The sequence below is a fragment of the Pseudomonas sp. CM25 genome, from assembly GCF_013179705.1.
Taxonomy (GTDB): domain Bacteria; phylum Pseudomonadota; class Gammaproteobacteria; order Pseudomonadales; family Pseudomonadaceae; genus Aquipseudomonas.
Window position 1 is genome coordinate 1 of sequence record NZ_JABMCW010000511.1, and the last position, 2,826, is coordinate 2,826.

3 protein-coding genes are annotated in these 2,826 nt (G+C 60.9%); all 3 read left to right on the forward strand.

Features of this window, described 5'->3' with window-relative positions; all coding sequences use genetic code 11:
* Positions 1-623 (forward strand): glycine betaine ABC transporter substrate-binding protein (locus HP546_RS28685; RefSeq protein WP_172232778.1); only part of this gene is annotated, 623 nt, incomplete at its 5' end.
* 241 nt (positions 624-864) lie between these two features.
* Positions 865-1,176, forward strand: coding sequence for a DUF485 domain-containing protein (locus tag HP546_RS28690; protein ID WP_172232781.1), 312 nt, complete (start codon positions 865-867; stop codon positions 1,174-1,176).
* Positions 1,173-2,826, forward strand: a 1,654-nt coding sequence (locus HP546_RS28695) for a cation acetate symporter (RefSeq protein ID WP_172232784.1), incomplete at its 3' end; no start/stop codon positions are given. The genes HP546_RS28690 and HP546_RS28695, both read left to right, overlap by 4 nt.

A 2,826-nucleotide genomic window follows, 5' to 3' on the forward strand; every position in this document is an offset into this window, starting at 1 on the left:
TCGATGCCATGTTGTCGGCCTGGTTGCCGGTGACTCACGGCGAGTACTGGACCAAGAACAAGGACAACGTGGTCGACTACGGCCCCAACTTCAAGGACGCCAAGATCGGCTTGATCGTCCCCGAGTACGTCAAGGCGGTGAGCATCGCCGACCTCAAGACCGACAACAGCTTCAAGCAGAAGATCGTCGGCATCGACGCCGGCTCCGGGGTCATGCTCAAGACCGACCAGGCCATCAAGGACTACGACCTGACCGGTTACAAGCTGCAGGCCAGCTCTGGCGCGGCGATGACTGCAGAGCTGGGACGTGCCTATGCCAAGCAGCAGTCGATCGCGGTGACCGGTTGGGTGCCGCACTGGATGTTTGCCAAGTGGAAGCTGAAGTTCCTCGAAGACCCGAAAGGCGTGTATGGCGCGGCCGAAACCGTGAACAGCATCGGCAGCAAGGAACTGGCGACCAAGGCGCCGGAAGTGGCGGAGTTCCTGAAGAAATTCAACTGGCAGTCGAAAGACGAGATTGGCGAAGTGATGCTGGCGATTCAGGAAGGCGCCAAGCCTGAAGCGGCGGCCAAGGACTGGGTGGCCAAGCACCCTGATCGCGTCAAGGAGTGGACTGGCAAGTAACTACCTGCAAGGGCCAGTTTGCTTCTTCGCGGGCTCGCCCGCTCCCACACGGATATCACTGTCCTCAGGCCTCGTGATACCCCTGTGGGAGCGGGCATGCCCGCGAAAGGGCCGTCAGTTTGTTACGCAATTGGTAAAACACCGTTGCATCTAAGACTAAGGTCGTCTGGTTGGCGTCCAGCAGCCGCATAAAGTAAGGGTGTGGGTTTCATCCCCTATCTGTGCTGCTAGGACAAAAACAATGAACGACAGCATTTACCTCTCGATACAAAACAGCCCCCGCTTCAAGGAGCTGGTCACCAAACGCGAACGGTTCGCCTGGATCCTCTCGGCGATCATGCTCGGCCTGTACTGCGCCTTCATCCTCCTGATTGCCTACGGTCCTCATATCCTGGGCGCCAAGCTCAGCCCTGAGTCGTCGATTACCTGGGGTATCCCCCTGGGTGTTGGCCTGATCATTTCGGCATTCGTCCTGACCGCCATCTACGTGCGCCGCGCCAACGGCGAGTTCGATGAGCTGAACAAGGCCATCCTGAAGGAGGCGCAACAATGATCCGCCATGCCAAAACCTTGGCCGTACTGGCCTGCGGAGCCTTCGCACCCGCCGTGTGGGCCGCCGATGCCCTGACCGGCGAGGTGCAGAAACAACCGCTGAACGTTTCGGCGATCGCCATGTTCGTGGCCTTTGTCGCCTTCACCCTTGGCATCACCTACTGGGCCTCCAAACGCAACAAGTCTGCCGCTGACTACTATGCCGCCGGCGGCAAGATCACCGGTTTCCAGAACGGCCTGGCGATTGCCGGCGACTACATGTCGGCCGCCTCGTTCCTGGGCATTTCCGCGTTGGTGTTCACCTCTGGCTACGACGGCCTGATCTACTCCATCGGCTTCCTGGTCGGCTGGCCGATCATCCTGTTCCTGATCGCCGAACGCCTGCGCAACCTGGGCAAGTACACCTTTGCCGACGTCGCCTCTTACCGCCTCGGGCAAAAGGAGATCCGTACCCTGTCGGCCTCCGGTTCGCTGGTGGTGGTGGCGTTCTACCTGATCGCGCAGATGGTGGGTGCCGGCAAGCTGATCGAGCTGCTGTTCGGCCTGGACTACCACGTGGCGGTGATCCTGGTGGGTATCCTGATGTGCCTGTACGTGCTGTTTGGCGGCATGCTGGCCACCACCTGGGTACAGATCATCAAGGCCGTGCTGTTGCTGTCCGGTGCCAGCTTCATGGCGCTGATGGTGATGAAACACGTGAACTTCGACTTCAACACCCTGTTCTCCGAAGCGATCAAGGTGCATGCCAAGGGTGAAGCGATCATGAGCCCAGGCGGCCTGGTCAAGGACCCGATCTCGGCCTTCTCGCTGGGCCTGGCGCTGATGTTCGGTACCGCCGGCCTGCCACACATCCTGATGCGCTTCTTCACCGTCAGTGACGCCAAGGAAGCCCGCAAGAGCGTGCTGTATGCCACCGGCTTCATCGGCTACTTCTACATCCTTACCTTCATCATCGGCTTTGGCGCAATCCTGCTGGTCAGCACCAACCCGGACTTCAAGGACGCCGCCGGCGCCCTGCTGGGTGGCAACAACATGGCAGCGGTGCACCTGGCCAACGCGGTGGGTGGCAGCGTGTTCCTCGGCTTCATCTCGGCCGTGGCCTTCGCCACCATCCTGGCGGTGGTTGCCGGCCTGACCCTGGCAGGCGCCTCGGCGGTGTCCCACGACCTGTATGCCAGCGTCTGGCGCAAGGGCAAGGCCAACGACAAGGATGAGATCCGCGTCTCGAAGATCACCACCATCGCCCTGGGCGTGCTGGCGATCGGCCTGGGTATCCTGTTCGAGAAGCAGAACATCGCCTTCATGGTCGGCCTGGCATTCTCGATTGCTGCCAGCTGCAACTTCCCGGTGCTGCTGCTTTCGATGTACTGGAAGAAGCTGACCACCCGCGGCGCGATGATCGGCGGCTGGCTGGGCCTGGTAAGCGCGGTGACCCTGATGATTCTCGGGCCTACTATCTGGGTACAGATCCTCGGCCATGAAAAGCCGATCTACCCGTACGAGTACCCGGCGCTGTTCTCGATGGCCATCGCCTTCGCCAGCATCTGGTTCTTCTCGGTCACCGACAAGTCCAAGGCGGCTGATGACGAACGGGCGCTGTTCTACCCGCAATTCGTGCGGTCGCAGACTGGCCTGGGCGCTTCGGGGGCTG

Bases quoted from the DNA above. Each gene is read 5' to 3' on its own strand.
- HP546_RS28690 (WP_172232781.1), top strand. From the start codon at position 865: ATGAACGACAGCATTTACCTCTCGATACAAAACAGCCCCCGCTTCAAG.